We start from the raw sequence: 24,311 nt of genomic DNA on the forward strand, positions 1-24,311 counted from the left end.
GGTCGCCCCCCCGGCGTGGGGGGTCCCACCCCGGGGGCGGCTGCCGGGGGGGGGCCCCACGCCCCACCGTTCGGCCCGCCGCGGCATTCCCTCGAACCCGACTTCGCCGCGCAGGACTTGGGCGTCGCGACCCTCGGGAGGGACTCAGAAGGCGCGGGCGGTCAGTGTCCCGCGAGGAGCTTCACCCCCACCACTCCGAGCCCGATCACCGCGTCGACCACGGCCGCCAGGCTCGACGCGATCAGACCGCCGCCCATCCGGCGGCCACCCTCGAAGCCCCAGGCGGCGAGGCCGGCGACGCCCACGCCTGCCGCGATCCACAGAGCGGTGTCGAGGTCGAGGGCGCCCGTCGCGGACAGCGCGTCCATCACCAGCGGGCCGGCCGCGGACGACAGGAGAGGGCTGCTGACGTACAGCATGTGCCGGGCCTCGGCGCGTCCCGGGAACCGCTTGTGCACGACGCGGTGCGACTGCACGTCCGCCACCAGCGTGGCCAGCCACAGGCCGACCGCCGTCCCCGTCACATAGGCGGCAGCGGTCCAGTGCCCGGTGTGCGGGTTCTGCGCGAGGCCCACGACCACCGCGAGCATCGTGATCGCGGCGTAGATGCGCTCCTTCAGCCGCTCACGGAGCGTGTTGAGCAACTCTCCCTTTTTCTCCACATTCACTGCCATGCGCGAACCATAGATGCAGCGCCCGTCGGGAGGTCGCTCCCGCCGGACGCTGCATCGGTGTCCGCCGTGATGCGGCTACGGCTTGCGCGCCACCACGGCGTAGATTCCGCCGTCCTCCGCGCGCGGGGCGACCGTGTCCCGGAACCACTCCGTCGCCGTCACCAGGCCCGGCTCCACGATTTCGAGCCCCTCGAAGAAGCGGCCGACCCCGTCGCGCGAACGGAAGCCGAGCTGGATCCCGCCCTTCGCGTACTCGGCCGTCACCTGCGCGGAAAGCTCCGGGAAGATGTCGGACGACGCATGCGACAGCACGAGATAACTGCCGGACGGCAGTGCTTCCACCAGGGTGGAGACGATGTCGTACGGCTCCTGCTCACCGGGCAGGAAGTGCATGAGCGCGATGAGCGAGAGCGCGATCGGCCGGTCGAAATCGAGCAGCTTACGGGCGTGGTCGAGGATCTCCCGGGGTGCGCGCACATCACCCTGGACGTAGTCGGTCATGCCCTCGGGGCTGCTGACCAGCAGGGCCTCGGCGTGCCTCAGCACGATGGGGTCGTTGTCCGTGTAGACGACGCGCGACTCGGGGCGGATCCCCTGGACGATCTGGTGCAGGTTCGGCGCGGTCGGGATCCCGGTGCCGATGTCGAGGAACTGGTCGACGCCGGTGCCCGCCAGCCACGCGACGGCGCGGTGCATGAACTCGCGGTTCTGGCGCGCCGCGTCCCGCGCCTGGGGAGGCAGTTGCTCCCCCACCTCCTCGTCGACGGGATAGTTGTCCTTGCCGCCGAGGAGATAGTCGTAGACACGGGCCGGGTGGGGCTTGCTGGTGTCTATCCGGGGGGTGGATGGTGTCTCTGCCGTCATGGCCACGCAGTCTGCCACAGCAACTCGGTTGTCAATACGGACGGTTGGCAGGCGACCCGCGGTCGGTCAGCTCACACCGACCGATGTGTCGTCGACGACGAACGACGTCTGGAGGGTGGACCCTTCGGTGCCGGTCAGTTTCAGGGTCACCGACTGCCCCGCGTACGCCCCCAGGTCGAACGTCTTGAGCGCGTAGCCCGAGGCCGCGTCGAGGTTGGAGTACGTGGCGAGCGTCGACAGGACCGTGCCGCCGCTGTTGAGGACCTGCACCTTGAGCGTGTCGTACGCCGTGCTGGTGGTGGTCTCGGCCGTGTCGATGTGGAGGTAGAGGCTGAGGCGGGCCCCGCAGCCCGTCGGGATGTTCACCGACTGCGACAGGGTGTCGGTGTGGGCGGAGCCGTAACCGTTCATCCAGGCCTTGTAGGTGCCGGTGCGCGCGGGTTCCCCGGTGTCGTTGGTGATGACCCCGCTGGAGGCGGTCCAGGCGGTGCCGCCCGATTCGAAGCCCGGGTTGCCGAGGAGCTGGGCGGCGGTGCACGTGCCACCGCCTCCCCCACTGCTGCCGGTGGCTCCGGAGAGCCACTCGGTGGCGTTCAGGGCGAGGGTCGCGTTCGTGCCCGCCGGGTCGTTCCAGCCGTCGTAGAGCGTGTTGCCGGACTGGCCCGTGCCGTCGTCGATCGGGGAGCTGTCGCCCCAGAACGCGACGCGGCCGCTGCCGAACGTGCTGGTGGCGAAGAAGGCACCCGTGTTGCCGGAGGAACCGGTGCGGTAGACCAGGCCCTTGACCGAGGAGTTGTCGGCCGGCTTGAGCGTGGCCGTCGTGCCGCTGCGGATGATGCTGCCGCCGACCTTGCCGAACGACCCGTTGATGACCGGGTCGGTGGTGGAGGTGATGGCCTTCGGGTTGTCGGTGCTGATGCTCAGCGTGTCGACGGAGAAGCCGAACGGGTCCGTGGAGTCGACGGAGTTGCCGGTCATGAGGTCGTTGATGACCTCGACCGCGTCGATGCCGTCGTTGTTGCGGTCCGCGCCGGTGTGGTCGGAGATGAGGAAGAGACCGCCGCCGTTCTGGACGAACTTCATGACGGCGGTCTTCTCCGCCGCGCTGAGCAGCACGTTCGGCTCGGGCAGCACGAACGTGTCGAAGTTCTTGAGGTCCAGGGCCGACGAGGTCCCGTACGTGATGGTGTTGCCGGACGGCAGGGTCTTGAGTGCGTAGTCGCCCGTCTTCTGAAGGCCCACGCCCCAGGCGGAGAGCGCGCCCGTCCAGTCGTTCTCGGCGGACGGGGTCGCGTCCTGGCCGAGCGGGTCGGGCTGGCTCGTGCCGATGATCCAGTCGGCGTTGCCGGCGGTCTCGGCCTTGGTGTTGTCGAAGAGCACGCGATGGGGCGTCGCGGCGGCGGCCGGGGTGGCGGCGGTGGCTGCCTGACCTGCCGTCACGCCGGCGAGAAGCATTCCGAGGACGGCGGCCGCACAGGCGACGCGGCGGCGGGGACGTCTGGATCCGAGCATCCGTCATACCTCCGTGAGGGGTGGGGAGAAGGCGGTGCGGGTGTCGATTCTGCGCGCGTAGAACACCGACCGGGAAGAGGGAGGACCACGCGTGATTGAACAGTACATGGCAAACCGGTGCCCCGACAGGGCATCGCGGGCCGACCGTCCACGTCACCGCGGTCGGATGCCCCGCGTCACTGCAGGCCCATACGCCGCGCGATCTCCTCGGTGTGCCGCAGGCGCACCGGCGCCTCGTCGCCGAGGGCCGCGACGACTCCGGCAACGACGGTCTCGACCACCGCGAGGGTGGGCACGAAGCTGTCGTACGGCGACGGCGTCGTGACCAGGCTGGGCAGCACGACCTCGGCGTGCGCGGAGACCGGGGACAGCCATCTGTCGGTGAACAGGATGACCTTCGCGCCCTGTTCCAGGGCGAGTTGGGCCATGGTCACCTTGTCCTGCTCGTAACGGCGGTAGTCGAAGACGATCAGGACGTCCCGGCGGGTGAGCGCGCCGAGCACCGCGGTCCGCTCGACGTCGCCCGCGGGCAGGAGCCGGATGTCACCACGCAGTTGCATGAGGTGCAGCCCGAGATACTGGGCGAGGAGATGGGTGAAGCGGCCGCCTGCCAGCGTGATGCGCCGCTTGCCGTCGGCCAGCAGCGTGACGGCGTGTTCCAGGTCGTGCGACGGGAGTTCGGTGAGGGTCTGGGCGACGGCGGAGCTGAACAGCCGGCTGCTCCGGCCGAGGAGGGACGCGTCGCCGCCCGCCCTCTCGTCGGTGCCGGCGCGGTCGGCGGATTCGTACAGGGACAGGGGCGACGCGTTGCGTTCGTCGAGTTCCCCGCGCAGGGCGGTCTGGAAGTCGGGGAAGCCGCGGTAGCCGAGCCGGCCGACGAAGCGGATGACGGTCGGGGCGCTGACGCCCGCCCGCTCGGCGAGGACGGCGACGGTCTCGAAGCCGGCGGAGGGGTAATTGGCCAGGAGGACGCGGGCGACCTTGCGCTCGGCGGGGCTGAGGTCGCCCAGCTTGTGCCGGATCACGTCGGCGAGTGCGCCGGAGGCCATCGCGGGTTCCTTTCTCGGTCGGCGGGCGTGGGCCCGCGGGCCGAGCCTAATGCCGATCTCCGGACCTGTGGTCCCGGCTGTCGCCGCGCCCCGGGGCCACGACGGGTGCTCCCGCACCGGGCAACGGCGCGGTGAACCGGTGCGGGAGCGTCGGGGGCAGCGTCAGTCGCTGCGGCTGTCACCCAGGTCGGCGATGAGAGAGGCGAGCAGGGCGATCCGGGCGGGGACCGTACTGACGTCGAGCCACTCCTCGGGGGTGTGGTCGGCGCCGCCGACCGGTCCCAGGCCGTCCAGGGTCGGGACCCCTGTGCCGGCGATGGTGTTGGCGTCTCCCACGCCGCCCGTCGCCGTGGCCCCGAAGGACAGGCCCAGGCGTACACCGATGTCCTTGGCCCGGTCGAACATCCGGCGGGAGGCATCGGTGGCCTCCATCGGCGGGCAGGATGCGAGTTCCTCGACGGTGACGCGGGTTCCGGGGACTACGGTCCGCGCGGCGGCCTCCTGGATGGCGGCGGTGGCGGCGCGCATGCCGCTGTCCGTGGCCGAGCGGATCTCGACGAGGAGTTCCGCGTCCGGGCAGACGATGTTGAAGCGGCTGCCCGCACGGACGACGCCGACGTTGAGGGTGACACCCTCCCACGTGCCGTTCAGCGCCTGGATCGCGATGACGAGGTGGGCGGCGGCCAGAGCCGCGTTCGCTCCGCGTTCGGGTTCGATGCCCGCGTGCGCGGCGCGGCCCGTGACGGTGAGCCTGAAGTCGGCCACACCCTTGCGGGCGATGACCAGGTCGCCGTTCTCCCGGGCGCATTCCAGGGCGAGGGCGTAGTGCGCCCCCTCGGCGGCCCGCCGGGTGACCGGTCTGCTGGCGGGTGAGCCGATCTCCTCGTCCGGCGTGGCGAGGAAGACGAGCTCCGCGTAGTCCTCGACCCCGGCCCGGGCGAGGATCTCGAGGGCGGCCAGTCCCGCGACCATGCCTCCCTTGTCGTCGCTGACGCCGGGGCCGTGGGCGAGGGATCCGCTGAGGGAGAAGGGGCGTTCGGCGGCGGCCCCGTCGTCGAAGACGGTGTCCATGTGCGCGGCGAGCAGGAGTCTGCGGCCTCCGTCGGCGACGGCGAGGCGACCTTGCCTGCGTCCGATGAGCACGTCCCCGATGCGGTGCCCGTGGGCCGGCGGCAGCGGGACGCGTTCCACGGAGAAGTCCAGACGCTCGAGACGGGCCCGGACCAGGTCGGCGACCCGGTCGACGCCGGCGGAGCTGTAGGAGCCGGAGTCGATCGCGACGAGTTCGGCCAGGTCTTCGAGGTACCGCGGCCGGTGTTGGTGGGACAGGGCCAGCAGCGCCTGGTCGAGTGGCTGCCGGCGGGGCGGGGCGCTCACAGGACCTTCGACAGGAACGCGCGGGTGCGCTCCTGCTCCGGTGCGGCCAGGACCCGCCGGGGGTCACCGGATTCGACGACGACGCCTTCGTCCATGAAGACGGCCAGATCACCGACTTCGCGGGCGAAACCGATCTCGTGCGTGACGACGACCATGGTCATGCCGTCGTCCGCCAGCCGGCGCATGACGTCGAGGACGTCGCCGACGAGTTCGGGGTCGAGCGCCGATGTCGGTTCGTCGAACAGCATCAGCTTCGGCTTCATGGCGAGGGCGCGGGCGATGGCGACGCGCTGCTGCTGGCCGCCCGAGAGCTCGGCCGGGTAGTGGCCCTCCCGGTCGGCGAGCCCCACCTGGTCCAGCAGGGCCCTCGCCTCGTCGCGGGCCTGGTCCCTGCCGACGCCGGCCACCTTGACGGGGGCTTCCATGACGTTCTCCAGGGCCGTCATGTGCGGGAAGAGGTTGAACCGCTGGAACACCATGCCGATGTCGCGCCTCCGGGCGGCGACCTCGCGCTCACGCAGCTCGTGGAGGCGGGTGCCCTGCGGCCGGTGGCCGACCGGCTCGCCGTCGACGGAGAGGCGCCCCGCGTCGATCTTCTCCAGATGGTTGATGCACCGCAGGAACGTGGACTTGCCGGACCCCGAGGGCCCCAACAGGCAGCAGACCTGGCCGCGTTCGACCGTCAGGTCGATGCCCTTGAGGACCTGGAGCTTGCCGAAGTGTTTGCGCACGCCCTCGGCGTGCACCATGGGCGCGTTCAACGGCCCGCCTCCTTCTGTGTGCGGCCGCGCAGGGCCGTGAGGGATCCGGCGCACAAGCGCCGCAGCGGGGAGACCGCGGCGCCGCGGGCCGTGCCGCGCCCGTAGCGGCGTTCGAGCCACGCCTGCGGGACGCTCAGGACGCTGACCAGGGCCAGGTACCAGAGGGACGCCACCACGAGCATGGGGATGACCTGGTAGTTCTGCCCGTACACGTCCTGGATGTTGGACATGAGGTCGTGCGCCGCGATCACCGACACGAGGGCGGTCATCTTGAGCATGTTGATCGTCTCGTTGCCCAGCGGCGGGATGATCACCCGCATCGCCTGGGGCAGCACGATCCGCCGCATGGTGAGCGCCGGGCGCATGCCGAGCGAGTGGGCCGCCTCGGTCTGTCCGGCGTCGACGGACCGGATGCCCGCGCGCACGATCTCGGAGGCGTACGCGGCCTCGTTCAGGCCGAGCGCGAGCAGGGCGGCGACAGCAGGGGTGAGCAGCGTGTTGGTGTCGGCCTGGAAGAAGGTGACGCCGGTGAACGGGATGCCGACCATCACGTGCTGGTAGAGGGCTCCGGCGTATCCCCAGAAGATGATCTGTACGAGCAGCGGGGTGCCGCGGAAGACCCAGACGAACAGCGACGAAAGGCCGTACAGGACCGGGTCGTCGGAGAGCCGCATGACGGCGACGAGGGTGCCGAGGACGAGGCCGAGCGTCATCGCGGCGACGGTCAGCCACAGTGTGGTGGCCAGACCGTCGAAGATCAGCCCGGCGAACAGGTAGTGGCCGACGACGTCCCAGTGCAGGTTGCCGTTCTTCGCGAGCGAGCCGATGAGCCCGGCCAGCGCGGCGACCGCGACCAGCGCGGAGACCCAGCGGCCCCAGTGACGGACGGGGACGATCTCGAAGGCGTCGGATGCGGAGGGCTCACCCGTGCGCGGCGTGCCCATGGGGGTGGTGGTGGCCATCTCTAGTCCACCGCCGCGTTCTTGGTGGCTTCCTTCACGGCGATGGAGGCGACGCCGTATTTGTCGCAGATCTTGGTGAGGGTGCCGTCGTCGATGAGGGCCTGGAGCGCCCGCCGGATCGCGTCGGTCAGTTGCGGAAGGTGTCTGGACACCGCGATGCCGTTGGGTGAGGCGCGGTAGCCCGCCGGCGCCTTGGGGTCCTCGGCCAGGTCGAAGGCCTTGCCGCCGTCGGCGGTCTTGGCCGACCATCCGGCGGCGGGTTTGGTGACGACCTCGGCCGTCACCTTGCCCGAACGCAGGGCGAGTTGGGCGTCCGAGTCCTTGGGGAAGGTCTGGATGTCGGCCGCCTTCCGGCCGGCCGCCCGGCACTCGGCCTGGTGGGCCTCGAGCAGCTTGTACTGGTTGGTCGCCGCCTGGACCCCGACCTTCCTGCCGCAGAGGTCGTCCAGCGTGCTGATCTTCGCCGGGTTGCCCTCGGCCACCAGGATGCCCGAGCCGGAACGCGAGTAGTCGACGAAGTCGACGACCTTCTGCCGCTCCCTGTTGTCGGTCAGGGCCGACATCGCGGCGTCGAACTTGCCGGCCTGGAGCGCGGGCACGATGCCGTCGAACTTCGTCGGGGTGAAGGCGAACCTGACGCCGAGCTTCGCGCCCAGGGCCTGGCCGAGGTCGTAGTCCAGGCCGGTCAGTTCGCTCTTCCCCTCGGTGACGAACATCGCGAACGGCGGGTAGGGGACGTCCGTGGCCACGCGCACGGTGCCCGCCTTCCTGATCTGCTCGGGCAGGGCCTCGTGCAGCGCCGCGTCCCGCGTGACGGTGACCCCGGCGATCTTGCCCCGTGACGCCGGCTCGGCCCTGCCGGAGCCGCCCGCGCCGCAGCCGGAGACCACCGCCAGAGCCGTGCAGGCCAGCACGGCAGTCGCCCCGCGGCGGGGCACAGAGATGTACATCAACGTCGTTCCCTCTCGGACGTCCGAAGCGCACGGAATCACCTCCGGCGACGTCCCAGAAGTTACACATCAATGCCGACAATGGCTAGATGTAATAGGCGTTACATGCCTGAACGCGCTCGGACAGGCATCTGCTCCATGTCTCGTCGACGGAAACGAGGCCCGACGCGCCCTCCCTACCGGGGCGGGCGGACGTCATGACCGAGGCCGGCCTGCCGGGCGTACAGGTCCGACGGTGCTCTACGCGGCCACGGAGGCCGGCACCGGAGCGGGCGGGCGGACGTCCGCCATACGGCGCTCAGGGCCACGCCTCCGCAGCACCAGATGACCGACGAAGGCGGCGGGCCCGAAGAAGATCTGCGCGGGCACGATCGCGGGAAGATGCCCGGTGAACGCCTCGACCGTGACCGGTGTCAGGGTCGGGAGCAGCGCGCCGAACGCCGCGACGAGGCACAGAGCCATGGCGAGACCGGACCGCCCGTACGCCTTGTACGCGACGGTGCTGTAGAGCGCGTACACGAGGAGGTCCCCCATGCCGAGCACCGCGCCGAGATCCCCCACCCGCAGGCCCGCGGAGGGCGCGAAGGCATAGCCCTGTACGGCCTCGAAGAGCCGCTGTGTGATGGGCACGGCGGTGGCGAAGAACAGGTCGTACGCGGCGAGGGCGAGCGCGAACCGGGCGACGTGCCGCAGACGCAGACCACCCTGGGCGTTGAGGTTGGCGGCACCGACCGCCATCAGCATGATGACGGTGCTGTTGATCAGCCAGTACGCCGGCGCGTGGGTCGGATCGTGTTCGGCGGTGCGCGCGGCGAACCAGTCGGCCGCGAGGAGCGCGATGATGAGGAGCCACCGCAGCCGGGCGCTTCGCACCACGGGACCGTAGGCGACGGCGAGACCGCCCGCCAGCGTGAGGCCGAGGACGGGCGGCAGGAGCGCGCCGGGCAGGGCCAGGTAGAGGAACGGCAGGGCGATGACGAAGCCCATCATGATGACCATGTCGTTGCCGTTGAAGGCGCCGACCGCCGGCCTCGGCAGGGTGACGAGCCGGAAGTACGCGACGCCGGCGAGCGAGACGCCCAGGGCGATGCCCAGCGTGACGAGGGTGAAGAACACGGACTGTGCGGCGCTCACGAGGCCCTCCCGGCGAAGCTGTGCTCGACCAAGTCGCAGCGGTACCGCCGCAGTCGGTGTCCTTCGGCGTCGGTGAGGGCGACGGTCGCGTCGATGCCTGCCGCGGCGAGGCGGCCGGCGATGTCGGCCGGGCTGTTGTCCGCGGCGCACGCGGTGGCGAGTTCGAGCCGTAGGCGGCCGTCGGTGACATCGGTCCGGTAGCGCATGGGCCACCGGGCGCCCGGCAGCGCGTCGAGGACCTCGATGATGTCGCGCGGCATCACGGCCCCGGCACGGGTGCTCAGCACGTGGTCGGCCTTGCCGAGGATGTGCGAGGTGGCCGGGACGTTCGCCATCTCGCAGGTCAAGGGCTCGTCGGGCAGGCGCCGTACGAGATCACGGGTGTCGTAGCGAAAGAGTGGCATGCACTCCCGGTACGGGTAGAAGGGGGTGGCGACGATGGTGCCGAGCGCACCGGGCTCGGCCGGTTCCCCGGTCTCCAGGTCGCACACCTCGACGAGACCGATCCCGGCGTCGATGTGCAGATGCCGCTGCGCGCAGATCGCCCCCGCGACCGGAGTCACCTCGGTCATGCCGTAGCCGTCGTGGACCGGGGCACCGAAGGTCTCCTCGGCCGCCGACGCCAGGGCAGGCGACAGGACTTCGCTTCCCACGTTGATGCGCCGCAGCCGGAAGTCGGCGGGCCCGAGGCCCCGTTCACGCGCGAGGACGACCAACTGGCCCAGGTAGCTCGGATAGGTGACCATCAGGGTCGGGGCGGGGGCGTCGGTGCCGACGGTGAGGTCGAGGGTCTCGGCCGGGGGCACCAGGCCGACCATGCGGATCGCGGCCCCGGCCATGCGGGCCACCTGCATCTCCGCGTACGCGGTGCCGGTGGCGCGGGAGCTGACGTTGAACTGGACGAGGTCCGTGGTGCGGACATTGCCGCGCAGGACCTGCGAGAGAGCCACCAGAGCGGGCCACAGCCGCTCCTCGTAGCGGGAGTACCAGACCTCGGCGGGGCGGCCCGTCGTGCCGGTGGTGCGCGAGGCGAGAAACGGCTCGCCGCACAGAAAGTCGCGGGACCGCTTGACGAGGTCCGTCTTCGTGGTGACGGGGACGCGGCCCATGGTGTCGACGGTCAGCGTGGCCGGGTCGACGCCCGCGGCCTCGAAGTGCTCCGCGTAGAAGGGTGACTTGTCGGCCAGCCGCCTGGCGGTGCGGCGCAGCGCCTTGTTCGTCAGGTCGGCGCGCAGTTGCGGGTCGGCGGCCGCGCCCCGCAGGAGTTGCTCGACGTCCTCTCCCGGCGAGCCGAACTCGGCGATCGTCGCCAAGGCGTCCTCGACCAGCCGCTCGGCGGACCGTACGTCGATGGGGCGGCCGAGCACCATCGCCAGCGCCATGCGGAACTGCCGGATCCCCGCGTCGAACATGGTTCCTCCCCCGCCTTCGACACATCGCGCACCGTGAACCGTGAGCCCCTGGATCGAGGCAGAGAGACGGGGCGGGCGGCAGTCGCCGCCCGCCCCGTCGCCGCGTCAGCTGGGGCAGTTGGTGAAGAGCACCGCCGCCAGCGAACCCATGACGTACTTGGTGTGCTTGAGCGTGGAAACGATCGCGGACATTCGTAAACCCCCTCCATCGTTCGGATGACCTTCACCGGCCGGTGAAAGCACAACGATGCTCATTGCGGCAAACTCTTCTGTCAAGAACGCGCCCAACGATCCATTGTCCGCACCGAAACATGCAATCGGGCGAGATCGTCCCGTCTCCGGCCTCTCCCGCGCCCACGCGACGAGTGCCGGCGCCGCTCACGGTCATCCACGGAGCAGTCAGGTGGTGGCGATGGAGGCAATGGAGGCGATGACGGCTGCCCTGGACCTCGACGCCTCCTCAGGGCCCCTGCGCCGGACCGGCCTCGGTGTGCTCCCTCTACGATGGCGGTCCACCGCCGCTCATGTGCCGGCGGGCCGCCGGTCGGGAGGGGCCACCAATGATCATTTTCGGTACGCGGGGATATCTGTACCAGCTCGCCATGCTCACGTTCGTCTGTGGCAACTGCGGCAATCCCGCGGCGCACGCGCTGCGCAAGTACGTCACGAAGTTCACGCTGTTCTTCGTGCCGCTGTTCCCCATCTCCACCAGGTACCGCTCGCAGTGCACGTTCTGCGGAATCGAGCACCAGGTCGCCAAGGAGCAGGCGGAGGCGCTGCTCGCGCAGGCCTCCGCCCCCGCCCCTCACCCGGCGCAGGGCCAGCAGCAGCCTGGCCAGCCGCTCGGCCAGAACCCGTACCAGCAGTAGTCGTTCAGGGGCTGGCGGCGAACGGCGCCGTGAGGCGCAGCCGCCAGTCCCCGTCGGTGCGGACCACGAGATCGACGCGCCAGGCCGCCACGCGCAGCGGGAGCAGCGGCCGCACCCGGTCCCGCACGAGCTCCGTCTCCTCGTCCGTGGCCCCGGTCGCCAGCGTGACATGGGGCTCGGGGCGCTCCCCGAACCGGCCGCCGTACGGGGCGATGTGCGGCCAGCGCGCGCAGAACGCTTCGGCCACGGGCTGCAGCGCGGGTACCGGGACGGCGACGAAGCGCGGCGCCACCACGAAGTCCTTCAGATCCGTCTCGACCGCGGGCAGTGACGACGCGAGGTCGCGCACCTCGGCGTCGACGTCCGCCGTCAGCTCCGCCGCGGTCAGGAACGGGTAGAGCAGCGAGACATGGGCGGGCAGGCCCTTTCTCACCAGCGCGGGGTTGACCTCCGCCGCTGCTTCGAGCAGCGGGTTCGCCATGGGCAGGGTGATGACCAGAGCGCTCCGGTCCTCCGGGGCGCGCCCCTCGCCGACGGCCGTCATGGCCACCTCACCTCCGTGCTGGGACATGCGTGCGGGGGCGGACCAGGAACGGCCCGCCCCCGCACATGGTCTCAGCCCTGAGCGGCGCCGCGACGCTTGCGCGTCGCCCACACGAGGCCGCCACCCGCGACGATCACCACGGCGGCCGCACCGGCGATGAGCGGCGTGGCGCTGGACGAGCCCGTCTCGGCGAGGTCGCCCGAGTCGGCGCTCGGCTTGGACGAGGGCACCGCGGCAGCGGAGCTCGTCGCCGTGCTGGGCTTGTCGCTCGGCGTGGGAGACGCCGTGTCGGCCGGCTTGGACGGCGTCGGAGTCGGCTTCGGAGTGTCCGACGGCTTGGGCGTGCTGCCCTCGCACACCGGGGCCGTCTTCTCCTCGTCACGCGAGTACTGGTCGCCGTCGCCGGCCTTCACGACGAGGCGGACCGTGAGTTCCTTGCTGTGCTCGGGCAGGTCCAGCTGCTTGTGGAAATCGTTCTTGAACGTCTCGGTGGGCAGGAGGTCCTTGCCGTCCACCGTGACGGTCACCGTGTTCTCGGACCGCGACCCGTAGTTGGTCAGGTCGAGGCTGACCTGGGAGCAGGTCACCTCCCACACGGGGGTGTGCGCCTGCGCCGGGCTCGCGAAGAGCCCCACGCCGAACGCACCGGCCGTGGCGGCCGCTATGAGGGCGCCCGATGCCCGCCACGTCTTCTTGTTCTCAACCACAGAATTTCCTCCGCGATGTGTTCACCCCGTTTGACAGTGCGCGCACCCTACTCCTGACGCACCATAGGCTCACAACCGCCTCCCCCTTAACCTGCGCCCCCTGGTTCACAGGGAGTTGGGAGCGTCCCCGAAGTCCGGGATGTCCAGACGTGCACCCCCACGCAGGGCCGATTCGTGGGCGACGATGCCGGGCAGCGTGTAGCGGGCGGCCACCCACGCGTTCACCGACGGCTGGGTCCTCGTGGCGACGGCGGTGACGAAGTCGTCGACGAGGAAGTGGTGACTTCCCTCGTGGCCGTTGGGCATGTGGTCGAACTCGCGGGGCAGCCGGGCGCGGTCGTGCACGGGCGCCGAGCCGGACGTGAACGCGTCCCTGAGAGCGGGCGCGATGTGCTGGAGCGAGGGGTCGTCGGCCGCCAGCGTCGGCTTGGGCCGGAGGAGTTCCGAGATGTCCCGCACCCCCTTCTTGTCCTGCCAGAAGCTGACCGTGGCCAGCTGCTCCATGCTGGCGTCGGTGCCGAAGAACCGGAACCGCGATTCGCGGATGTGTGACGGATAGCCGACCCTGCGGAACTCGTTCGTACGGAACGAGCCGCCGCCCGCGACCTCGAAGAGTGCCGTCGCGTTCGACAGGTCGTTGCCGAACTGGCTCACCTCCTTGTCGAAGACCCCGTCCCCGCGCTCGTCGGGCACACCGATCGCGGAGACGCTCACGGCGTGGGTCTGCCAGGCTCCGAGCACACCGCCGACGGAGTGCGTCGGGTAGAGCAGGGGCGGATAGCTGGCGGTGGCCTTCCAGTCGTCGCCGCCGCTGTACCGGTAGGCGTCGTAGAAGCCGAGGTCCATGTCGTGGACGTAGTCGCCCTCGGCGTAGAAGAGCCGTCCGAAAGCGCCGTCGGCGATCTGGTTGCGGGCGTGCACGGTCGCCGGGTTGTACTGGCTGGTCTCGCCCATCATGTACGTCAGCCCCGTGTCGCGCACGGCTTCGATGATGGCGGCGATCTCGTCCTCGGTGATCGCCATCGGCACCGCCGAGTACACGTGCTTCCCGGCGCGCAACGCCCGCAGGACGAGCGGGCCGTGGGTCCAGCGCTGGGTGAAGACCGCCACGGCGTCGACGGCGTCGGACTCCAGCATGGCCTCGAACGAGGGGAAGGTTCCGGCGAGCCGCTCGGCGGCGACGAGCTGTTCGGCGCGCTCCGGCAGCAGGTCCGTGACGTGGATGTCGCCGACACCGGGGTGGGCGCGGAACAGCTTGGCGAACTGCCCGGAGAACTGCCCGGCGCCGACGATGCCGATGGAGAACGTCATGAGGATCCCTTCACAGACTGGACTTCACTGGAATTCACGGAACTGCACTGGGAGAGCAGGAGGTTGATCTGGCTGTCGGTGCGGTCGAGGCCGCCGACGGGCGCATCGTTGGCGTAGATGTCCTGCATGGCGGGCCGCATCAACGCGTACACGTCCGCCGCGTAGTTGGCGATCGGGAAGGAGAGGGTCGTCCTGTCGGCAACAGGCTCGGTGAACGCCGTGACGTCGATGCCGTCCTTCTTGTACGCGGCCACGGCCGCCGCCGTGCCGTCCTTGGTGGCGGGGAACACGATCCCGTGCTCGCCGACCGTCCGCCGTCAGGCGTGGGAGGCGAGGTGGGCCAGCCACTTCTCGGCGCCAGGAATCCGGGCAGCGCCGGGGCGATGAAGACCGCCGCGAGGGCGCCGTCCCCGCCGTGTCCGCCACCGTCCCGCTCCCTGATCCGTTCCTCGGTCTTCCGCCTGGCCGTTTCGGCACCAGGCAGCCGCACTCGGGTGGGCGGGCCGCTTGAGGCGACAGTCATCCGAGACTCCCTCGTCCGCGACTCGTCCTCGCGCCGATTACTTTTGACGCGGAACAATCCTGGCGTCAAGGGGCCTACAGAGACCTTCTGGATTGCACTGCCAGCGAATTCGGCCTTGATATTGCTTCCGCCGCGGAATAATTCTTTGTCACAGGCTGTGACAGACTCAGGCCGCAGGCAACCCCCTTCACCGACCGGCGCGAGGAGCCCATGAGCGCACGTACCGCGAGCTGGCTGCCCCTGAGCCCCGGTGAACGGGCGGTGGCGATCGAGGTGTTGACCCATGGCCCGCTGTCCCGCAGCGAGATCGCCAAGCGGCTCAGCCTGTCCCCGGGCAGCCTCACCCGCCTGACCAAGCCGCTCATCGAGTCCGGTCTGCTCGTCGAGGAGGCCACGACGGCGGCTTCACTACGCCAGGGACGCCCCTCGCAGCCCCTCGACATCGTGGCCGGGTCCCAGAGCTTCGCCGGGTTCAAGATCACGGGTGACGCGGTCTACGGGGTGGTCACCACCCTCAGAAGCGAGATCGTCGCCCGCCGCTCCGAACCCCTGGACACGCACGACCCGGAGGAGATCGCCGACCTGCTGCACCGGATGACCAACGGTTTCCAGGAGAACTTCCCCCGCCTCGCCGGGATCGGCATCGGCGTGGGCGGCGACGTCCGGAACCGGGCGACCGTCGTCACGAACACCTTCCTCGGCTGGGCGGAAGTACCGCTCGGCGAGATGGCCGAAGGGCGCACGGGGCTGCCCGTCGTCGTCGACAGCGACGTGGCGGCGCTGATCGAGGCCGAGGCCTGGTTCGGCGCCGGCCGCGGCCTCGAACGGTTCGCGGTCCTCACCATCGGGGCGGGCATCGGCTACGGCCTGATGCTCGGCGGGCGCCTGGTCCGCACCGGAGAGGACGGCCACGGGGTCGGCAAGCGCTGGATCATCGACCCCAACGGCCCGCTCACCCCGGAGGGCGAACGGGGCAGCGCCATGGCCCTGTTGACCATCCCCAGCATCTGCTACCAGGTCCGCGCGGCCACCGGACGCGACGTGACCTACGAGGAGATCCTGGCCGCCGCCGCGGCCGGCGACCCGCTCTGCTCCCGCGTGACCGGCGAGGCGGCGCGAGCCCTGGGCACGCTGGTCGCGCAGATCGCCAACTTCGCGATGCCGGAGAAGATCCTGCTGGCGGGCGAGGGGGTGGGCCTCGCCGATGTCGCGGGCGGCACGGTCCACGAGGCGATCCTCGCCAACCGCCACCCCATGGCGGACCCCGTCCATCTGGAGACGAAGGTCTCCGACTTCCACGAGTGGGCCCGCGGCGCCGCGGTCCTGGCCATCCAGGTACTGGTACTGGGGACGAACGAGGAGTGAGGGGCACACCGGCGGGGGCCAGGGCCTCTCGTTCGGATCAGGCCGGACCAGGGAGCGGGTCCCGGCGCCGTACATCGCAAGGCGGACGAAGGAGCCCAGGCGGAGCGTCGGCGACCGACGACCACGCCGCGAGGCGCGGTACCGGCACCCGCGGGCCCGGCAAGATCCAAACGAAAAGCCCTAACGCGTGCCGAGCAGAACGCGGGCGATCAGGTCGTGGACCAGGAACTCGCCCGGCCCGCAGTTCTCCTTGAGCCGGTCCAGATCGGCGGCGCCGAACCAGCCGTACGCGGAGTGCTTGGACCACTCCAGGGCGGGCCGGTCCAGATCCCCGTCGACCTCGACGACCCAGTCGGCCTCGTGCCGTCGGCCGCCACCGTCGTCGCCGGTCCACGTCGAGACACCGAGGAACGCGCTCACCCGCCGCAGGCGCCACCCCGTCTCCTCCTCGATCTCGCGGGCCAGCGCGCCGAGCAGGCTCTCGCCGGGCTCGACATGGCCGCCGACGACGTCCCACGTGTCGGGAAAGAGGCGCCGGTCAGGGCTTCGCCGCTGCGCGAAGGCCTGCCCCCGCGCATTGAGGATCACGGCACCCACGGTCCACACCTCACCCGGCTTCATCACGGGAGGTTCAGGTGTCACGGCGATCCGTTCGTCACTCTCGCGCGGCGGCATGGCGCCACTCTAGAGCGATGCCGACGCGCCCTGGCAGGGACGGCGGGAGCAGGGGCTGACAAGGAACCGACAGCGTCTGTGCGCCACTGGTCGCAAGGGTCCCGGTAAGTGGCATCGTGGAAGGTGAGCGCACCGCCGTCCCGCTCCGCGTGAGCGGCCCGTACGGCGGCGCGCACCGCGGAGCGAAGGCGGTGACGGCTGTGGCAACCACCCTCAAGGCCGGAGGGAGCCGGTTCAAGGCCGACCGGCAGCTGACCGCGCGCATGCTGGTCACCGTGTTCCTGCTGGGCCTGCTGTACGTGGCGTTCATCGCCGCGCTCCTGGTCCTGCTCAAGTCGACGCTCCTGGTCGTCGTGATCGCCGCGGGACTCCTCGGGTCGCAGTACTGGTTCTCCGACCGGATCGCCCTGTACGCCATGCACGGGCGCATCGTGACCCGTGAGGAGGAGCCCCAGCTGCACGGCGTCATCGACCGGCTGTGCGCGACCGCCGACATGCCGAAACCGCGGGTGGCCATCGCCGGCACCGACCTGCCGAACGCCTTCGCCACCGGTCGCAACGCCGATCACGCGGTGGTGTGCGTGACCACGGGCCTGCTGCGCCGTCTGGAGCCCGACGAGCTGGAGGGCGTCCTCGCGCACGAGCTCTCCCACGTGGCGCACCGCGACGTCGCCGTGATCACCGTGGCCTCGTTCCTCGGTGTGGTCGCCGGTATCGTCGTGCGCTTCGCGTTCTACTCCGAGCTGCTCGGCGGCCGCCGCAGGAGCGACCAGAACACGCTGGTGGTCCTCGCGGTGGTCATGGGCGTCTCGATCGCCGTCTACGCGATCAGCTTCGTCCTCATCCGGGCACTGTCCCGGTACCGGGAGCTGGCCGCCGACCGGGCCGCGGCACTGCTCACCGGCCGGCCGTCGGCGCTGGCGTCCGCGCTGACCAAGCTCGACGGGGACATCGCCCGCATCCCGAGCAAGGATCTGCGGACGGCCCGCGCGTTCAACGCGTTCTACTTCATCCCCGCGCTGTCGAAGAACGCCCCGCTGCCCCGGCTCTTCTCCACGCACCCCTCGCTCGAACAACGCCTCGCCCAGCTGGCGGCGATCTCCGCCGACCTCGGCCGCCCGGCCTGAGCCCGAAGGGATCCACATGGGCTTCCTGGACATCCTGCTCGGGCGCACCAGGCCCGCCCCGCCCGACCTCGACCGGCTCTTCGCCCTCCCGTCGGCCGCGATCACCCTGGAGGCGGCCGCCGGGTTCACGCCGACCGGGCTGGGCTCGGTGTGCTTCACGACCGTGGAGGGAACGGCCTTCGACACGATCCGCGAGGACGTGGGGGACCTGCTGAACGCCGATACGCAGCGTGGCGCCACGGTGGAGTTCAGCCGGGACGAATACGGCTACACCTGGCTGCTCTCCCGACGCTCCCCCTCGGATCTCCCGGCACTGGTCGGCGATCTGCACGCGGTGAACTCCACACTCGAGGGCAACGGCTTCGGCCCCCAGCTCCTCTGCTCCCTGGCCGGCTTCCGCAATGCGGAGGGTCACTCGCTGGCGCTCGTCTACCTCTACAAGCGGGGCACGTTCTACCCCTTCGCGCCGCTCCCCGGAGAACGGCGCGACAACGCCCTGGAACTGCGCGTACGCGCGGTGATCGGCGACGACCTCCACATCGAACCGGACCTGGAACGCTGGTTCCCGGTGTGGGGCGCACCCGGCCTGGAGGAGTCCAGGACCTGACGCGACCTCCCCGACCACGACGAGAACGCCCGCCGTCACGCCCGCAGAGCGACGACCGCCTCGTCCGTGTACATCAGGAAGGTCAGCGTCTCCTGGAAGTACAGCTCGACGCCGGTCGCGTCGTGCGAGGTGTAGCCGATCGAGAGATCCTGGCCGATGCGGAGTTCGTAGTCCCCGCCGCGGGTGGACAGGACGAAGGCGCCGTTGATCGCGGGTGCCCAGATCAGGTCGCCGTCCAGGAGCCGGGCGATGTGGCCGGACACGGGAAATCCGTGGTCGGTGGTCTCGCTGACCGCCGTGTACGCCTCGGCGCCGAGCAGCAGCGAGTAGGGTCCGTCGACGCCGGCGAGGCGCAAGGCTGTCAGGGCCCTCGCGATGGTGTCGGGGTAGTCGCGGGGTTCGGCCGGCAGACTCAGAACGGGGTTGGACGTGCGCTCGCGGACGCCCTCGATCTGCGCCGCGGCGTAGCCGTCGAAGATGGCCTGGTCCTCGGCGAACGCCATGGTGCGGGCCGCGTCCTTGACCGGCTGCCAGTCGGAGTCGTTCGAGCCACGCGCGACGTCGTCCACGGCCTCGCGGCTGACGGTGAAGGGGACGCGCAGTTCGACCAGCGGCTGGGCCTCGCGCAGCCGCGCCATGACTCCCGGTGCGGGCGGGGTGACGGACCGCAGATGCCCGGTGCCGACGGCGGCGAGTTCGAGCCCGTCGGGGCCGGTGACGTCGAGGACGCGGCGTCCCGCGACATGGCGCTGGAACGTGCGGCCGGCCTCTTGCTCGATCTCCGCCCAGGCGGCTTCGCTGATGGGGGCGAGTTCGCGGTGCAGATTGTTCATGACGCGGGGGCTCCTTTGAGGCCGCCGATGCCCAACGAGCCGTCGGGCGGGGCGACGACGGGCTGCGGTGACGCGGCAGGGGCGGGAACTTCGCGTGCGGCGTCCGGCAGGGCGGGCGGGTCCGGCAGGTTGTCGAGGAAGTCTGCGGCGGGAACGAAGAACAGGTTTCCCGTGACGGCGGTGGAGAAGTCGAGGATCCGGTCGGTGTTGCCGGGAGGGCTGCCGATGAACATGTTCTCGAGCATCTGCTCGGTGACCGCGGGGGTCCGCGCGTACCCGATGAAGTACGTCCCGAACTCGCCACGTCCCAGGGTCCCGAACGGCATGTTCTGGCGGACGATCTTCCGCTCCTCGCCGTCCTCGGTGATGGTGTTGAGGGCGACGTGGGAGTCGGCGGGCTTGGTCTCGTCGGACATCTCGATGTTGTCGGCCTTCGAACGGCCGATGACCTTCTCCTGCTCCTCCGTCGACAGGGCGTTCCAGGCAGCCATGTCGTGGAGATACTTCTGCACCACGACGTAACTGCCGCCCGCGAACGGGGCGTCCTCATCGCCGATGAACACGGCAGAGCGTGCCGCGTCACCGGTCGGGTTCTCGCTGCCGTCGACGAACCCGAGCAGGTCCCGGTCGTCGAAGTAGTTGAAGCCGTGCACCTCGTCGACGACGGTCGCGGCGTCGCCGAGCTGCCCGACGATGTGGCCGGCCAGCTCGAAACAGAGGTCCATGCGCCGTGCCCGCAGATGGAAGAGCAGATCCCCCGGAGTGGCGACGGCCCGGTGCCGATCGCCGTTCAGCTCACGAAAGGGATGCAGTCCGGCGGGCCGCGGCCCGCCGAACAACCGGTCCCAGACAACAGAACCGATGCCGACGGTGCACGCCAGGAACGAGTCGGGAGAGCGGAACGAGACCGACCGCAGCAGCCCGTTCAACCCACCGAGCTGGTCGCGTACGCGGGGTTCGGCGCCGGGTGCAGTGGTCACCACGAGAAAGAGGGCCGCTGTCGAGTACGGCGCCAAGACGGGCTGCGTTTGCGTCACTGGCTCTCCCGCAGGGGTGCAATGCAGTCGGCTGACTTCCGTCACACTAAGCCGGGCTCACCTCTCCCGCACGGTCAGTCGGTGACCCGCCGCGGGTCACGCCCTCTGCGGACGTCCTCCACGAGGTGCATCGCGGCCTCCTCGGCTGACGCGGCCGCACCGTCGATCCCGACGTCCTCGGCGAACAGCTCGCCCTCCTTGTCCTTGCGCACCCCTTCATCGGGCGCCACGAGCCGACCGGAGCGCTCGGCACCCACCTCGTCGTCGAGCGGTTCGCCGTCGGTGTCCCAGGTGTCGCCGATGCCGTCGTCCTCCGGCACGACGAGGTCGGGGACCTCCTCCGAAAGACGCTCGTCGAGCGTCTCGCCGAGCCGCTGCTCCGTGCAGGTGACACCGGTGTGCTCGACCCCCCAGGGCCGCTCGGGCGGCGAATAGCCCTCGTCGAGCGGATCGGTGACGCCGCCGCCGAGCAGGGTGTCCTCCTGGTCGAGGAGACCCTCGTCGTCCTGGACCTCGGACCCGTCGGGCTGGTAGACGTCGTCTCCCCGCCCTTGATCGTCGATGTCCACGTCGCCTCCTTCAGCGGTGGCCTCTGCCTCCATTGTGTGCGGCGAGAGGGCGGCACGTCCTGCTGAAGGATCCCGGACACGAAGGTGCCCCGACCGTGACGGGGGATCACGGCCGGGGCGGTCCGGGTGGGCGCGGATGGCGGTCGCCTCGCGGCGGGGGCTCCACAAGGCATCAGCCGAACGATCGTCCTTGCAGGCGAATGAGATGAGGCCCGGGGACACAGCTCCATCCACGTCCACGCCTGAGTCAACGACGAAGCACCCCCGGGAATTCCCCATTCCGCACCCCGCTCCATGAACTACGTCATGCCCCACCCCACACGCCGAACAGGCCAGCCAAGAAAGGAAGCCCACCGAGCGATGGGCCGCGTACGAGACGCGGCCCGGAAAAACAGCGAGTCCCACCGGCGATCAGCCGCTCACAGACGGGAGGGGACGTGGGGGCATGTGCGCGCGCAGCCACCAGCACCACGTACCGGCGATCAGCTCGCCGACGTGCATCCGTAGAACAGCGAGCACGTACATGCCCCCGCGGCCCCGCACCCAAAAGCACAACGGTCAAAGCCGACACGCACCGAACTGGACACCGGCACCCCCACCCACCCGTCCGTCACGGCGACGCAGCCACGTTCTCCAGCGCCGAGATCCGCCGGCCGATCGCCTCGAGCGCCCCGGGCCGCCGCCCGGGAACCGCACGCCGCAACCGCGTGAGAGACGCGGCAAGCGCACGGGCCTGCGCGGGATCGCGCAGCTGCTCCCACTGATGATGGGCGCGATCCACGGCGGCCTCGACATCGTCCGAATCCGTCGCCTGCCCGCGCGCCAGCCGAGCCTCCGCCGCAGCCGTCCACAGCTCGCAACTACGTCCGGGATCCTGCGCGAGCCGGGCGAGATCCGCACGCACCTCGAGCCAGTGGAGCGCCTCCGGCGACCCCGCGCCACGCGTGCGCAGAGCGGTGCTCTCCCACATGGCGGCGAGGGCCGCGGCCTCACCGTGCCGCCCGGACTGCGCGGCGGCGAGGATCGCCGGGTGCGGATCGGCATCGGGGCGAGCCTCGACGACCGGCGCCGCCTCTTGCCGAGGGGCCGGCACGGGCGACTGGGGAGCCATGGCCACGCTCCCCGGCCCACCGTCGACCGCGAGGAACACCGCGTCGCCCGGACCGGCCTCCCCGGCCGCCTGAGCGTGCAGGTGCGCAAGCGGCGGACGGTGCCCGTTGCGCCATGTCGACGCATAGGTCTTGAGATAGCCGGGCACGGCAGTGGAACGCCGCGGAGGCGGGGGCGAGACCCGCCCGAACAGCCGAACCCCGGGCCCCACACCGAACCCCCCGTCCCGCACCTGCCCCCAGGCGTCACCGTCGGCCACCAGATCGAGGACCACAGTGGTGGTGTCGGGCCGCCGCAGCGCGAGTTCGCCGGTGAGCCAGTGCCAGGGCAGGGCCGTGTACCGCAGGGTCGACGGCGTCGTACGGGCCAGGGCGAGATGCAGCAGACGCTGACGGTGATCGAGATGGAGCTGCCCGGTCACGTACAGGACGAGGGGGCCGGGCGCGGCGGCCGCGGTACGGATGCGGGTCAGGACGGTCTGCGGGTCGACGGGGTCGGCGAGTTCCACGACGGTCGCGGCGGCGGTGCCGGTCAGCACACCGGGCGGTACGGCCGCGAGCGCGGGAAGGACGGACGTCGCGTCGATGAGGCAGCTCTTGTTCGCCGGAGCGGCCGCAAGGAGCAGCGCGGTCCCGGTCACTGCCTGTTCCCCGTTGTCCTGCTGAGTGATCACCACAACAGCACCGTAACTGGTCCTTCTCTGTCACGGGTGACCGGTGGCAAGACCTCGACTGGGGTCAATACAGGGCGATTTGGACGCAATCGGGAAGTGGCCGCCGCACGCGTGAGGGTTACGTCATTGTGGGCGGAACGAGAACGAGCCACGCCGCCCCGTTCCGCCCCGCGGCCGACCGCGACGCACGCCACGCGTCCGGCCCCGGTGCCCTGTGCGGGTGCGGAGCCGATTCACGTCACGGAAGCTGAGGACTATGGACGAACCTGAAGGATTTCCCCCTGTGATCGTGCACGCCTCCCAGCCCGGCGGCCGCCGGGTGACCATCCGCGGCGAGGACGCCGGGCTGGCGACCGGACAGGAGGACGTGCTCGAGTTCCTGCGGCGAGCGGGCCTGGAGGACGCACGGCTGGACGACCCCGAGCTGGTGGAGTGGCGGGGCGGCGGTACCAAGGTGTGGCCGGCCCAGATCTGAACACGAAGGTGTGGCCGTCGCAGATCTGAAAGGCGCCACCGAACCCACGCCCGACGCCCCACCGGACCCCACACCCCTCCCCCGGACCCAGACCCAGACCCAGACCCAGACCCAGACCCCAGCGTCAGCGGTAAGAGCTCGCGTCAGCCGGCTTGCCCGGGTCCTGTACCTCGACGAGATAGCGCCAGGCGTCGGGCCGGCTCCCGTCGACATCGGTGAAGCCGTACACCTGGGCAAGCGCCCCGCTGGACGTCGACTGCCCGTTCCAGCGGGCCACTTCGGGGTCGGCGGCGAGCGCGGCGACGGCCCGGCCGACGTAGAACGGGGTCTCGGAGATGGCGAAGTGCGGCATCTGTTCCAAGGCGTCGCGCCAGTTCTCCTCGGTGACGCCGAAGTGGCCGAGCATGATCTCCGACCGGAGCCAGCCCGGGGTGAGGGCGAGGGCTGTCGCGCCGCGTGGGCCCAGTTCGTGCCCGAGGGCGAAGCCCATGCGCAGGACGGAGCTCTTGGCCAGGTCGTAGAAGAACGAGACGCGGTAGTTGTCGCGGTTGTACTCGGCCGTGCCGTCGGTCACCTCGACGACGAGACCACCGGGGTTGCGGAGCAGGAGCGGCAGCGCGTGGTGGCTGGTGATGGCGTGCGTGTCGACGGCGAGGCGGAGCAGGCGAAGCCCGTCGTCGAGGTCGTGCTCCCAGACGGGGGTGTCCCAGGCGAAGAGGTTCTCACCGCCCCAGATGTCGTTGACCAGCACATCGAGCCGCCCCTGTTCGGTGGCGATGCGGTCGACGAGTGCCCTGACCTGGGTGGGGTCGAGGTGGTCGGTGGGCACGGCGACACCGCGCCCGCCGGCCGCGGTCACCAGGTCCGCCGTGTCCTCGATGGTCTCCGGCCGGTCGTACTCGGAGCGCCGGGCCCGCGTGGTGCGGCCGGTCACGTACACCGTGGCGCCGGCCGCGCCGAGTTCCACGGCGATGCCTCGTCCCGCGCCACGGGTCGCGCCCGCCACGAGGGCGACCTTGCCGTCCAGCCGGGCACTTCCGGTCCCGGGTTCCTGCGTCATGGAGCCGCCTCCTCGCTGCTGCCGGACGGACCGCCGCGGCCCGCCCCCGGTTCGAGCATGACCCGAAATCACGACACCGAGTGTCGCCATTACTGAGCGGATGACGGCCACGACACGCATGCCGCTGATGC

Annotated in this window: 25 protein-coding genes and 1 pseudogene; 5 read left to right on the forward strand and 21 right to left on the reverse strand. The window is 70.6% G+C overall.

All coding sequences use genetic code 11. From position 1 onward, the window contains the following. Window positions 1-161: 161 nt before the first annotated feature. The 11 genes from ACFC96_RS11345 to ACFC96_RS11395 form a co-directional block, all read right to left on the reverse strand. Window positions 162-674 carry a hypothetical protein gene (locus tag ACFC96_RS11345; RefSeq protein WP_340460205.1) on the reverse strand — a complete coding sequence of 171 codons (513 nt, stop codon included), beginning with the start codon at window positions 672-674 and terminating at the stop codon, window positions 162-164. A gap of 75 nt (window positions 675-749) precedes the next feature. Continuing rightward, on the reverse strand, window positions 750-1,538 hold the full coding sequence (locus ACFC96_RS11350) for an SAM-dependent methyltransferase (protein WP_376253437.1): 789 nt from the start codon (window positions 1,536-1,538) through the stop codon (window positions 750-752). A gap of 66 nt (window positions 1,539-1,604) precedes the next feature. Further along, window positions 1,605-3,050: a hydrolase gene (locus ACFC96_RS11355; RefSeq protein ID WP_376611656.1), complete on the reverse strand. Its 1,446-nt coding sequence runs from the start codon at window positions 3,048-3,050 to the stop codon at window positions 1,605-1,607. Window positions 3,051-3,226: 176 nt separating this feature from the next. After that, the gene (locus ACFC96_RS11360) at window positions 3,227-4,099 is read right to left on the reverse strand and encodes a MurR/RpiR family transcriptional regulator (RefSeq protein ID WP_376611658.1); all 873 of its coding nucleotides are present in this window, start codon (window positions 4,097-4,099) and stop codon (window positions 3,227-3,229) included. Window positions 4,100-4,261: 162 nt separating this feature from the next. Then, the gene (locus ACFC96_RS11365; protein ID WP_376227468.1) at window positions 4,262-5,476 is read right to left on the reverse strand and encodes a M20 family metallopeptidase; all 1,215 of its coding nucleotides are present in this window, start codon (window positions 5,474-5,476) and stop codon (window positions 4,262-4,264) included. After that, window positions 5,473-6,225 carry an amino acid ABC transporter ATP-binding protein gene (locus tag ACFC96_RS11370; protein WP_376612281.1) on the reverse strand — a complete coding sequence of 251 codons (753 nt, stop codon included), beginning with the start codon at window positions 6,223-6,225 and terminating at the stop codon, window positions 5,473-5,475. The genes ACFC96_RS11365 and ACFC96_RS11370 overlap by 4 nt, the downstream gene beginning before the upstream one ends. An 8-nt stretch (window positions 6,226-6,233) precedes the next feature. Further along, window positions 6,234-7,181, reverse strand: a complete 948-nt coding sequence (locus tag ACFC96_RS11375) for an amino acid ABC transporter permease (RefSeq protein WP_376253783.1) — start codon at window positions 7,179-7,181, stop codon at window positions 6,234-6,236. 20 nt (window positions 7,182-7,201) lie between these two features. Continuing rightward, window positions 7,202-8,149, reverse strand: coding sequence for an ABC transporter substrate-binding protein (locus ACFC96_RS11380; protein WP_376611660.1), 948 nt, complete (start codon window positions 8,147-8,149; stop codon window positions 7,202-7,204). A 240-nt stretch (window positions 8,150-8,389) separates the two neighbouring features. Next, window positions 8,390-9,283, reverse strand: a complete 894-nt coding sequence (locus ACFC96_RS11385; protein ID WP_376611662.1) for a hypothetical protein — start codon at window positions 9,281-9,283, stop codon at window positions 8,390-8,392. Next, entirely contained in the window at window positions 9,280-10,695 is a 1,416-nt protein-coding gene (locus ACFC96_RS11390; protein WP_376253423.1) for a phenylacetate--CoA ligase family protein, read from the reverse strand. The genes ACFC96_RS11385 and ACFC96_RS11390 overlap by 4 nt, the downstream gene beginning before the upstream one ends. Window positions 10,696-10,800: 105 nt before the next feature. Beyond that, window positions 10,801-10,983, reverse strand: a complete 183-nt coding sequence (locus ACFC96_RS11395) for a hypothetical protein (RefSeq protein WP_340459363.1) — start codon at window positions 10,981-10,983, stop codon at window positions 10,801-10,803. 272 nt (window positions 10,984-11,255) lie between these two features. On the opposite strand from ACFC96_RS11395, the gene ACFC96_RS11400 reads away from it, so the two are divergent. Then, window positions 11,256-11,564, forward strand: coding sequence for a zinc-ribbon domain-containing protein (locus tag ACFC96_RS11400; RefSeq protein ID WP_376611664.1), 309 nt, complete (start codon window positions 11,256-11,258; stop codon window positions 11,562-11,564). 4 nt (window positions 11,565-11,568) lie between these two features. Here ACFC96_RS11400 and ACFC96_RS11405 read toward each other — a convergent pair whose 3' ends face one another. The 4 genes and pseudogenes from ACFC96_RS11405 to ACFC96_RS11420 form a co-directional block, all read right to left on the reverse strand. Continuing rightward, on the reverse strand, window positions 11,569-12,108 hold the full coding sequence (locus tag ACFC96_RS11405; protein WP_376253417.1) for a 2'-5' RNA ligase family protein: 540 nt from the start codon (window positions 12,106-12,108) through the stop codon (window positions 11,569-11,571). 71 nt (window positions 12,109-12,179) lie between these two features. Then, a complete protein-coding gene (locus ACFC96_RS11410) occupies window positions 12,180-12,815 on the reverse strand; it encodes an LAETG motif-containing sortase-dependent surface protein (RefSeq protein WP_376611665.1) in 636 nt (211 codons plus the stop codon). A gap of 105 nt (window positions 12,816-12,920) precedes the next feature. Beyond that, complete coding sequence (locus ACFC96_RS11415) at window positions 12,921-14,126, reverse strand: Gfo/Idh/MocA family protein (RefSeq protein WP_376611667.1); 1,206 nt, start codon at window positions 14,124-14,126, stop codon at window positions 12,921-12,923. After that, window positions 14,123-14,485, reverse strand: a pseudogene (locus tag ACFC96_RS11420) (hypothetical protein); the annotation flags it as partial. The gene ACFC96_RS11415 and the pseudogene ACFC96_RS11420, both read right to left, overlap by 4 nt. 374 nt (window positions 14,486-14,859) lie before the next feature. Here ACFC96_RS11420 and ACFC96_RS11425 point away from each other — a divergent pair. Then, window positions 14,860-16,014, forward strand: a complete 1,155-nt coding sequence (locus ACFC96_RS11425; RefSeq protein ID WP_376611669.1) for an ROK family protein — start codon at window positions 14,860-14,862, stop codon at window positions 16,012-16,014. 180 nt (window positions 16,015-16,194) lie between these two features. On the opposite strand, the gene ACFC96_RS11430 is transcribed toward ACFC96_RS11425, so the two are convergent. After that, window positions 16,195-16,689 (reverse strand): NUDIX hydrolase, encoded by a 495-nt coding sequence (locus tag ACFC96_RS11430; protein ID WP_376611671.1) that lies wholly within the window; start codon window positions 16,687-16,689, stop codon window positions 16,195-16,197. 191 nt (window positions 16,690-16,880) lie between these two features. Between ACFC96_RS11430 and htpX the strand changes: the two genes are divergently transcribed. After that, window positions 16,881-17,816 carry a zinc metalloprotease HtpX gene (htpX, locus tag ACFC96_RS11435; RefSeq protein WP_340461051.1) on the forward strand — a complete coding sequence of 312 codons (936 nt, stop codon included), beginning with the start codon at window positions 16,881-16,883 and terminating at the stop codon, window positions 17,814-17,816. A gap of 16 nt (window positions 17,817-17,832) precedes the next feature. After that, on the forward strand, window positions 17,833-18,423 hold the full coding sequence (locus tag ACFC96_RS11440; RefSeq protein WP_376611673.1) for a hypothetical protein: 591 nt from the start codon (window positions 17,833-17,835) through the stop codon (window positions 18,421-18,423). Between the two features lie 35 nt (window positions 18,424-18,458). Here the strand turns inward: ACFC96_RS11440 and ACFC96_RS11445 are convergent, their stop codons facing one another. The 4 genes from ACFC96_RS11445 to ACFC96_RS11460 all read right to left on the reverse strand — a co-directional run bounded on the left by ACFC96_RS11445 (window position 18,459) and on the right by ACFC96_RS11460 (window position 22,648). Beyond that, a complete protein-coding gene (locus ACFC96_RS11445; RefSeq protein ID WP_340460880.1) occupies window positions 18,459-19,256 on the reverse strand; it encodes a family 1 encapsulin nanocompartment shell protein in 798 nt (265 codons plus the stop codon). Continuing rightward, entirely contained in the window at window positions 19,253-20,293 is a 1,041-nt protein-coding gene (locus ACFC96_RS11450; RefSeq protein ID WP_376611674.1) for a Dyp-type peroxidase, read from the reverse strand. The genes ACFC96_RS11445 and ACFC96_RS11450 overlap by 4 nt, the downstream gene beginning before the upstream one ends. A gap of 74 nt (window positions 20,294-20,367) precedes the next feature. Then, on the reverse strand, window positions 20,368-20,862 hold the full coding sequence (locus tag ACFC96_RS11455) for a DUF5709 domain-containing protein (protein WP_376253398.1): 495 nt from the start codon (window positions 20,860-20,862) through the stop codon (window positions 20,368-20,370). Between the two features lie 610 nt (window positions 20,863-21,472). Further along, entirely contained in the window at window positions 21,473-22,648 is a 1,176-nt protein-coding gene (locus tag ACFC96_RS11460; protein WP_376611676.1) for a hypothetical protein, read from the reverse strand. A gap of 253 nt (window positions 22,649-22,901) precedes the next feature. Here ACFC96_RS11460 and ACFC96_RS11465 point away from each other — a divergent pair, with 253 nt between their 5' ends. Beyond that, complete coding sequence (locus tag ACFC96_RS11465; RefSeq protein ID WP_376253392.1) at window positions 22,902-23,120, forward strand: hypothetical protein; 219 nt, start codon at window positions 22,902-22,904, stop codon at window positions 23,118-23,120. 124 nt (window positions 23,121-23,244) lie between these two features. Here ACFC96_RS11465 and ACFC96_RS11470 read toward each other — a convergent pair whose 3' ends face one another. Next, window positions 23,245-24,180 carry an SDR family oxidoreductase gene (locus ACFC96_RS11470; protein WP_376253389.1) on the reverse strand — a complete coding sequence of 312 codons (936 nt, stop codon included), beginning with the start codon at window positions 24,178-24,180 and terminating at the stop codon, window positions 23,245-23,247. Between the last annotated feature and the right edge of the window lie 131 nt (window positions 24,181-24,311).

Source organism: Streptomyces sp. NPDC055955, assembly GCF_042270245.1.
In the GTDB taxonomy this organism is placed as follows: domain Bacteria; phylum Actinomycetota; class Actinomycetes; order Streptomycetales; family Streptomycetaceae; genus Streptomyces.

Excerpts from the sequence above, each read along its gene's own strand:
- ACFC96_RS11440 (WP_376611673.1), top strand. The coding sequence starts at position 17,833 with ATGGGCTTCCTGGACATCCTGCTCGGGCGCACCAGGCCCGCCCCGCCC.
- ACFC96_RS11345 (WP_340460205.1), bottom strand. The coding sequence starts at position 674 with ATGGCAGTGAATGTGGAGAAAAAGGGAGAGTTGCTCAACACGCTCCGT.
- ACFC96_RS11360 (WP_376611658.1), bottom strand. The coding sequence starts at position 4,099 with ATGGCCTCCGGCGCACTCGCCGACGTGATCCGGCACAAGCTGGGCGAC.
- ACFC96_RS11355 (WP_376611656.1), bottom strand. The coding sequence starts at position 3,050 with ATGCTCGGATCCAGACGTCCCCGCCGCCGCGTCGCCTGTGCGGCCGCC.
- ACFC96_RS11375 (WP_376253783.1), bottom strand. The coding sequence starts at position 7,181 with ATGGGCACGCCGCGCACGGGTGAGCCCTCCGCATCCGACGCCTTCGAG.
- ACFC96_RS11465 (WP_376253392.1), top strand. The coding sequence starts at position 22,902 with ATGGACGAACCTGAAGGATTTCCCCCTGTGATCGTGCACGCCTCCCAG.
- ACFC96_RS11350 (WP_376253437.1), bottom strand. The coding sequence starts at position 1,538 with ATGACGGCAGAGACACCATCCACCCCCCGGATAGACACCAGCAAGCCC.
- ACFC96_RS11390 (WP_376253423.1), bottom strand. The coding sequence starts at position 10,695 with ATGTTCGACGCGGGGATCCGGCAGTTCCGCATGGCGCTGGCGATGGTG.
- ACFC96_RS11400 (WP_376611664.1), top strand. The coding sequence starts at position 11,256 with ATGATCATTTTCGGTACGCGGGGATATCTGTACCAGCTCGCCATGCTC.
- ACFC96_RS11445 (WP_340460880.1), bottom strand. The coding sequence starts at position 19,256 with ATGAACAATCTGCACCGCGAACTCGCCCCCATCAGCGAAGCCGCCTGG.
- ACFC96_RS11430 (WP_376611671.1), bottom strand. The coding sequence starts at position 16,689 with ATGCCGCCGCGCGAGAGTGACGAACGGATCGCCGTGACACCTGAACCT.
- ACFC96_RS11370 (WP_376612281.1), bottom strand. The coding sequence starts at position 6,225 with ATGGTGCACGCCGAGGGCGTGCGCAAACACTTCGGCAAGCTCCAGGTC.
- ACFC96_RS11425 (WP_376611669.1), top strand. The coding sequence starts at position 14,860 with ATGAGCGCACGTACCGCGAGCTGGCTGCCCCTGAGCCCCGGTGAACGG.
- ACFC96_RS11470 (WP_376253389.1), bottom strand. The coding sequence starts at position 24,180 with ATGACGCAGGAACCCGGGACCGGAAGTGCCCGGCTGGACGGCAAGGTC.
- ACFC96_RS11380 (WP_376611660.1), bottom strand. The coding sequence starts at position 8,149 with ATGTACATCTCTGTGCCCCGCCGCGGGGCGACTGCCGTGCTGGCCTGC.
- ACFC96_RS11415 (WP_376611667.1), bottom strand. The coding sequence starts at position 14,126 with ATGACGTTCTCCATCGGCATCGTCGGCGCCGGGCAGTTCTCCGGGCAG.
- ACFC96_RS11405 (WP_376253417.1), bottom strand. The coding sequence starts at position 12,108 with ATGACGGCCGTCGGCGAGGGGCGCGCCCCGGAGGACCGGAGCGCTCTG.